Annotated in this window: 5 protein-coding genes; 4 read left to right on the plus strand and 1 reads right to left on the minus strand. The window is 64.0% G+C overall.

From position 1 onward, the window contains the following. The first annotated feature begins 136 nt into the window (after positions 1–136). Positions 137–1,894 (plus strand): adenylate/guanylate cyclase domain-containing protein, encoded by a 1,758-nt coding sequence (locus tag KUW17_RS19815; RefSeq protein WP_222482024.1) that lies wholly within the window; start codon positions 137–139, stop codon positions 1,892–1,894. A 52-nt stretch (positions 1,895–1,946) separates the two neighbouring features. On the opposite strand, the gene KUW17_RS19820 is transcribed toward KUW17_RS19815, so the two are convergent. Next, on the minus strand, positions 1,947–2,720 hold the full coding sequence (locus KUW17_RS19820; protein WP_222482025.1) for a FadR/GntR family transcriptional regulator: 774 nt from the start codon (positions 2,718–2,720) through the stop codon (positions 1,947–1,949). Between the two features lie 330 nt (positions 2,721–3,050). On the opposite strand from KUW17_RS19820, the gene KUW17_RS19825 reads away from it, so the two are divergent. From KUW17_RS19825 to dld, 3 genes are all read left to right on the plus strand, one after another. Next, positions 3,051–4,103 (plus strand): TRAP transporter substrate-binding protein, encoded by a 1,053-nt coding sequence (locus KUW17_RS19825; protein ID WP_222482026.1) that lies wholly within the window; start codon positions 3,051–3,053, stop codon positions 4,101–4,103. Between the two features lie 122 nt (positions 4,104–4,225). Continuing rightward, positions 4,226–6,292 carry a TRAP transporter large permease subunit gene (locus tag KUW17_RS19830; protein ID WP_222482027.1) on the plus strand — a complete coding sequence of 689 codons (2,067 nt, stop codon included), beginning with the start codon at positions 4,226–4,228 and terminating at the stop codon, positions 6,290–6,292. 19 nt (positions 6,293–6,311) lie between these two features. Continuing rightward, the gene (gene dld / locus KUW17_RS19835) at positions 6,312–7,994 is read left to right on the plus strand and encodes a D-lactate dehydrogenase (protein WP_222482028.1); all 1,683 of its coding nucleotides are present in this window, start codon (positions 6,312–6,314) and stop codon (positions 7,992–7,994) included. The last annotated feature ends 195 nt before the right edge of the window (positions 7,995–8,189 follow it).

Consider the following 8,189-nt stretch of genomic DNA (forward strand, 5'->3'; position numbering starts at 1 on the left):
CGAAAGCGACGCAAAATGCCGGCACCGGCGCCGCCGGCAAAGCGCCTTCACGCAACTCAAACGGTCTCAGCCGCGCGCCAGCGGCATAGACCCGTCAGGCCGTTGCCTGTATCGTCGCTTGGCGGGAGGGCGAAGGGTGGAGCGAAAACTCGCAGCGATACTGGCAGCGGATGTTGTGGGGTTCTCGCGTCTTATGGGACGGGATGAAGAGAACACGCTGCTTCGGCTGAAACAGCTGCTCTCCGAACTGGTCAAACCGCAGATCCGGGCCTTTAAGGGCCGCATCGTCAAGCTGATGGGCGACGGGCTGCTGGCGGAATTCCCAAGCGTCGTCGACGCCACCGAATGCGCCGTGGCCATTCAGCGCGCCATGCTGCAGCGCGAACCCGGCATCTCCGGAAGCCAGCGCATCAAGCTGCGGGCCGGCATCCACCTGGGCGATATCATCATCGACGGCAGCGATATCTTCGGCGACGGCGTCAATGTCGCCGCACGGCTGGAAGCCCTGGCAGAGCCGGGCGCCATTTGCATCTCGGAAGATGTCTACCGCCAGGTGAACGGCAAACTGCCGGTCAGTTTCAGGAGCCTCGGCAAACAGGAGCTGAAGAACATTGAAAGCGGCATCAGCGCCTACAGCATCGATCTCGACCCTGCCCGCCTGTCGCCGGAGCTGTACGAAATCCTGACCGGCGAAGCGCTGGAGCTGCCGGACCAGCCGTCGATCGCGGTGCTGCCGTTCCAGAACATGTCCGGCGATCCCGAGCAGGAGTATTTTTCGGACGGCATAACCGAGGACATCATCACTGCCCTGTCGCATGTCAACGGGCTCATCGTCATGGCGCGCTACTCCACTTTTGCCTACAAGGGGCAGTCCCCGGACGTGCGCCAGGTGGGGCGGGAGCTTGGGGTCCGCTTTGTCCTCGAGGGCAGCGTGCGCAAGGCCGGCCAGCGGGTCCGCATCACCGGCCAGCTCATTGAATGCCAGACCGGAGCGCACCTGTGGGCCGACCGCTATGACCGGCAGCTCGACGACATCTTCGCGCTGCAGGACGAAATCACGCGGGAGATCACCGTCGCTCTGGCGGCCAGCCTGACCCACGGCCAGGAACTGAAACTCTGGGCCGATCAGGCCCCGGACCTCGAAGCCTGGGACCTGATGATGCGCGGACTCAGCGAGCAGTACAGGTTCACCCGGGAAGGCAACCTGGAAGCCGCCCGCCTGTTCCGGCAGGCCATTGCGCTCGATCCCGGTTTTTCCTCGCTCAAGATCGGGCTGGGCTGGGCATTGCAGTCCGGCGCCCGCTTCGGCTTCCTGAGCGACCCCGCGGCAGCCTCCGCCGAGGCGCAGTCGCTCTGCGACGAGCTGCTGGCCGGGGACAATGCAACAGCTGACGCCCATGCGCTGCAGGCCTATGTTTTTACCTGCCGGGGGCGCTTCGAGGATGCCAAGGCCCACGGCCGGCAGGCCATTGCCCTGCAGCCCAGCGTTTCCCTCTCGCACGCCACTCTGGCCGTCACCCACAATTGTTGCGGCGAGTTCGCCGCCGCCCTGAACTGCATGCGCAAGGCGATCCGCCTGTCCCCCTATTGCCCCGACTGGTATTTCACCCATCTCGGCGATGCCTACCGCGGCTTGGGGCGGCTGGAGCAGGCCAGGACGGTGTACCGGCATCTGGAAACCCGCATGTCTGGAAGCATCCTGTGCCAGATCCGGCTGGCAGTGAGCCACGCGGACTTCAATGACCTCGCAAATGCGTCAAAAGCGGCCGAGGCCGTTCTGTCAATAGATCCGCAGTTTTCGGTCCGCGCCTATACCGCTTCAACCGCGTATGGAAATGACGAGCTGCGCAAATCCTGGGCGGACGCGATGCTGAAAGCGGGCCTGCCGGAATAGCCGGAAGGGCGGCAGAGGCCCGGCCCGGCCAAAAGCGCCCTTGCATGCCCGCCTATCTGGTCAGCTGCCGCCGCTTGGCGGCGCGGATCTCGCGGGCCTGCTGCTCCTGCCCGGTGCGGAAGGATTCCTCGACAAAATCCATGTGCCGACGCGCAGCGGCCTCGGCGCGGTCCGGGTCGCCGTCGATGATCGCCTGGGCAATCTCCTTGTGCTGTTTCAGCAGCTCCGCCCCGGTGCCGTCCATGGTGCGCAGGAATTCCCGGTTATAAAACACCCCCTGCCGGGTCAGGTCATAGACCGAGGCCATCATGTGGATCAGGGTGGTGTTCTGGCTGGCGTCGACCACCGCGGTGTGCAGGCGGAAGTCGGCCTCCTGGCTGGCGTCCTGATCATCCTGCTCCCAGGCTTTCTGCATATCGGCGACGATCTCGGCCAGCCGCGCCTTGTCGGACTCAGTGGCCCGCATCGCCGCCAGGCGGCTGGCAAAGGCCTCCTGCTCGCGCCGGTATTCCAGGTAGTCGTAAAAGGCGCCGCCGTGGCGGGTGTAAAGCGACAGGAGCGCCGGCGACATCGCCCGGCCGGTAAGCGGCGCAATGAAGGTGCCCTCGCCATGGCGGACATTGACCAAGCCGCGGCTTTCCAGCGTTTGCAGCGCCTCGCGCAGCTTGGGGCGCGACACCCCCATCGCCTCTGCCAGTTCCCGCTCGGAGGGCAGTTTGCGGCCTTCCTTGAGGATGCCGTCGACGATCATCGTCTCGATCTGCTCCACCACGGCGTCGGCAATTGATTCGTGTCCAACGGGGTCAAACGGGCGGATATCGGTCATGGCGTCCACTTTGATGCAGGGAAACCTCAAGACAGAGGTTATTCGGAAACTTTACCACTGCCCCGCGAAACTGCAAGCCGCTGTACCCAGAAATACGGATGCCGGTATTTTTAACAATCACATGAAAGATAACGAATATTTTAGAAACTCCTCTCTCCGGGCCAAAAAATCATGCGTTTTCTGCTGCCCTGCATGACCAAGCAAAGCCTCATCAGTGGTAAATAAAGTTGTTGACTGAATTGCGTGGTCAACAATATTTACCAGTTATGCCGCACCAGCGGCAGGATCTGCGGCCGGAGGAGCGGCCGGACTGAACCCGGAGGAGACCCCATGAAAAAGACCCTGACCTCGCTTGCCGTTGCCGCATCGCTGCTGGCGGCCCCCGCCGCGCAGGCCGCCGACAAGCTGCTGCTGAAAACCCCGATTGCGTTTTCGACCTCGCTGCCGGGCCTCGGCTCGCCGATCCCGCGGGTGGCCGAGCAGCTGGACCTGATGTCCGGCGGCAGCCTCAAGATGAAGGTCTATGAGCCCGGCAAGCTGGTGCCGCCGTTCGAGATCCTCGACGCGGTGTCCTCGGGCAAGATCAACTCGGGCTACACCACCGCCGGCTACTGGGCGGGCAAGATCCCGGCCGCGCCGCTGTTCTCTGCCGTGCCGTTCGGCCCGGAGGCGGGCGAGTACATGGCCTGGCTCTACTATGGCAACGGCATGACCCTGTATCAGGAGATGTACGACCAGGCGGGCTATAACGTGAAAGTCCTGCCCTGCGCGGTGATCGCGCCGGAAACCTCCGGCTGGTTTGCCAAGGAGATCAACAGCGCCGAGGATCTGAACGGCCTGAAGATGCGTTTCTTTGGCCTCGGCGGCAAGGTGATGCAGAAGCTGGGCGTTGCCACATCGCTGCTGCCCGGCGGCGAGATCTTCCCGGCGCTGGAGAAAGGCGCGATCGACGCCACCGAATTCTCGATGCCCGCGATCGACGCCCGTCTCGGCTTCCACAAGCTGGTGAAATACAACTACTTCCCCGGCTGGCACCAGCAGGCCACTGTGTTTGAACTGCTGGTCAACAAGGACGTCTGGAACGAAGCCAGCGAGCAGCACAAGGCGATCATCGAGAACGCCTGCAAGGCCTCTATGGCCGACAGCTTTGCCGAAGGCGAGGCAATCCAGCACGAGGCGCTGATCGACAACGTCGAAAACAACGGCGTGCAGATAAAGCAGTGGGATGCCGCAATGCTGGAACTGTTCCGCGCCACCTGGGACGAGGTTGCGGCCGAAGAGGCCACCAACGACCAGTTCTTCGGCAAGGTGTTGCTGGACATGCAGACCTTCCGCGAAGGGTATGCAGTCTGGAAGGAAAACGCATTCCTCCCGCGCAAGTAACCCGCTTGCGCACCTCGGGGCGGCCGTATTTCCGCCGCCCCGCCTTTCCCGATTTTCGTCATTTCCCTGACTGATACGGGCGGTTTCACGTCCGCGCACGCCACGTTCCGGAGGAGGAAACCATGGCCGAGAATCTGCACCTGCAGGACGACCCGATCGAACGCTACGAAGAGATCCTGGAGCACGGCGACACGGACCGGCAAAGGCTGGCGGTGTGGATCGACAACGCGGTCAAGGGCACCGGCAACCTGGTGATGTGGGCCAACCTGCTGCTGGTGCTGGCCATCGTCTCGCAGGTCGCGCTGCGCTACCTCCTGAACCAGAACTACCCCAAGCTCGATGAGATCCAGTGGCATTTCTACGGACTGGTGACGATGATCGGCATATCTTACGCGCTGGTCACTGACAGCCATGTGCGGGTCGACGTGCTGCACATGCAGCTGAGCCGCCGCGCCCAGCGGATCATCGAGGTGATCGGCATCCTGACCCTGCTGGTGCCCTTCATCTATCTGATGATCGACCAGGGCTACGACTATTTCTACGAAAGCTGGCGGGTGAACGAACGCTCCGACAGCCCCACCGGCCTGCCCGCCCGCTGGGCGTTGAAGGCGGTGATCCCGCTCAGCTTCGTGCTGCTCGCGGCGGCGGCGCTGGCCCGCCTTATCCATGACGCCCACGCGCTGCTGGCCGGCCCGGCAGAGGAACGCGCAGGGAAAAGCCTGCGGCTGGTGATCTGGGCGCTGATCGGCTTTGCGGTTGTCGCCACGGCCCTGACTTTCCTGGTCGAAACCACCGAGGAAAAGCTGGTCATCGCCATGTTCCTCACCTTCATCGCGCTCTTGTTCACCGGCTTCCCGGTGGCTTGGACGCTGGCCGGTGTCGGGGTGGCCTATTGCGGCCTCGCCTATCTGTTCGACAACGGCATGATGAACTGGACCGGGCTGGAGGAAACCCTGACCGGGCTGGATTACCTGACCCTGGGCGCAGTGGTGAACCGGGTCTATGCCACCATGTCGAACGCGGTTCTGGTGGCGCTGCCGATGTTCATCTTCATGGGTCTGATGCTGGATGAAAGCGGCGTGGCCGAACGGCTGATGACCGCGATGCAGCGCTTGTTCGGCACCGTGCGCGGCGGCCTGGCGATCACCGTCACCATGATCGGCATCATCCTCGCCGCCTCCACCGGCATCATCGGCGCCTCGGTTGTGCTGCTGGGCGTGCTGTCTCTGCCGTCGATGATGGAGCAGAAGTATTCACCTTCGCTGGCGGCCGGCGTGGTCTCGGCCTCCGGCACCCTGGGCATCCTGATCCCGCCCTCGATCATGCTGGTGATCATGGCCGACCAGATGGCGCTGAGCGTCGGCGACCTGTTCATGGCCGCGGTGTTCCCCGGCGTCATCATCGGCGCGCTCTACCTCACCTATATCTTCGTGATCGCCCTGATCAAACGCGACGTGGCCCCGGTGCCTGCCGGTGCAAAACGCCCCGACTGGGCGGCGGTCAAGGACGTGCTGATCGCGGTGCTGCCGACGCTTGGGCTGATCCTGGCGGTGCTCGGCTCGATCTTCGCGGGCCTCACCACCCCGACCGAGGCCTCCGGCGTCGGCGCCCTGGGCGCGACCCTGCTGGCGCTTGGCTACCGCAAGCTGACGCTCGCAAAGCTCGTGAATGTTCTGAAGGCGACCTTCAACACCACCGCCTATATCTTTGCGATCTTCCTGGGCGCCACGGTGTTCTCCTATGTGCTGCGGGAGCTGGGCGGTGATGCGCTGATCGAGGAGATGATCCAGGGAACCGGCTTTGGCCCCGAGGGCACCGTCTTCATGATCCTGTTCATCGTGTTCCTGTTGGGATTTGTGCTGGACTGGATCGAGATCACCCTGATCGTTCTGCCGCTGATGCGCCCGATCGTGAACGGGCTGGGGCTGGATATCCCCGGTTTCGGCGCCATTGATGAGCCGGCGCTGGTGTGGTTCGTAATCCTGGTGGCGGTGACGCTGCAGACCTCGTTCCTGACGCCGCCGGTTGGCTTTGCTCTGTTTTACCTCAAAGGTGTCTGCCCGCCGGAGATCCGCCTGGGCCATATCTACAAGGGCATCATTCCCTTCGTGCTGCTGCAGCTGACCGGCCTGATGTTCGTCTACCTGTGGCCGGCACTGGCGACCTGGCTGCCATCTGTGGCTTACTGAGCAGGGAAAGGCGGCTGTGATGACCGATGCAGAACTGATCCGGACCCTGAAATCCCTCTGCGGGCGCCGCCATGTGCTGACCAGCGCCCGCGCCACACGGCGGTTCCGCAAGGGTTTCCGCTCCGGCGAGGGGGATGCGCTGGCGGTGGTCCAGCCCGCAACCCTGCTGGAGCAGTGGAAGGTGCTGCAGGCCTGCGTCGCAGCTGACAAGATCGTCATCATGCAGGCGGCCAACACCGGGTTGACCGAGGGTTCCACCCCCAAGGGCAGCTATGACCGCGGCGTGGTGCTGATCAACACCCGGCGGATGGACCAGCTGCAGCTGCTCGATGGCGGCAAGCAGGTGGTAAGCTTCCCCGGAAGCACCCTCTTTGCGCTGGAAAAGCTGCTGGAGCCCATGGGCCGCCAGCCGCATTCGGTGATCGGCTCCTCCTGCATCGGCGCTTCCATCGTGGGCGGCGTCTGCAACAACTCCGGCGGTTCGCTGGTGGAGCGGGGGCCGTCCTATACCGAACTGTCGCTGTTTGCCCGCATCACCCCCGAGGGGCAGCTGGAGTTGGTCAACCACCTGGGCATCAATCTGGGCGCCAGCCCGGAGGAGATCCTGACCCGGCTGCAGAACGGCGATTACCGCCCTGAAGATATCGAAACCGGCAACCAGAAGGCCTCTGACACCGGTTATGCCCGCCGGGTCCGCGACATCGACGCGCCGACCCCGGCCCGTTTCAACGCCGACAAGTCCCGGCTTTTTGAGGCGGCGGGCTGCGCGGGCAAGCTGGCGGTCTTTGCGGTGCGCCTGGACACCTACCCGAAAAACGCCGAGGAGCTGACCTTTTACGTGGGCAGCCAGACCACGGCGGCGCTGACCGCCCTGCGCCGCCGCATTCTGGCGGAATTTGCCACCCTGCCGGTCAGCGCCGAATACATGCACCGGGATGTCTTTGACCTGTCGGACCTTTACGGCAAGGACACCATGGTGATGATCGACAAGCTCGGCACCGACCGGCTGCCGATGTTCTTTGCATTGAAGGGCGCGGTGGATGCGCGGCTGGCCGGCATCCCGGGGCTTGGCAATCTGACCGACCGGGTGATGCAGATGCTGTCGCGCCTGTGGCCGGACATCCTGCCGCGGCGGATGCGGGCGTTCCGCCAGTCCCACCCGCACCACCTGATCCTCAAGATGCGCGATGGCGGCATCGCCGAGGCCCGCGCCCTGCTGGCGGAAATGGCGGGCGACGGCGACCTCAGCTATTTCGAATGCACCCCGCGCGAGGCCAAGATGGCCGGGCTGCACCGCTTTGCCGCGGCCGGCGCCGCGGTGCGCTACATGGCCGTGCACCGCTCAGAGGTGGAGGACATCATCGCCCTGGACATCGCCCTGCGCCGCAACGATCAGGACTGGTTCGAGGAGCTGCCGCCGGAAATCGCGGACCAGCTGGTCAGCCGGCTCTACTACGGCCACTTCATGTGCCATGTGCTGCATCAGGATTACATCGTGAAAAAGGGCGCCGATCCGAAGGCGCTGAAGGAAAAGATGCTGGCGCTGCTGGATGCGCGCGGAGCCGAATACCCGGCAGAACACAACGTCGGCCACCTCTACCCGGCCAAGCCCGACCTCGCGGCGTTCTACAAATCGGTGGACCCGACCAACAGCATGAACCCCGGCATCGGCAAGATGTCCCGGAACAAGAACTACGTCTGAACATCGGGGCCAGCAGCCCCTCGGCCCCTGCCGCAGCAGGGCGCGGGACCCGATCGTTCCGCCCCTTACCCGCCGTTTTGCACCGATTGCAGATAGACGATCAGATTGCCCAGGGCCCGCGGGACCATCATCGGCTGGCCGCTTGGCAGCGCCATGGCAACATACTGATCCTCGTCCAGCGACGGGCCGAACACC

Origin of the sequence: Leisingera aquaemixtae, assembly GCF_019801145.1 — a bacterium.
GTDB classification, from domain to species: domain Bacteria; phylum Pseudomonadota; class Alphaproteobacteria; order Rhodobacterales; family Rhodobacteraceae; genus Leisingera; species Leisingera aquaemixtae_A.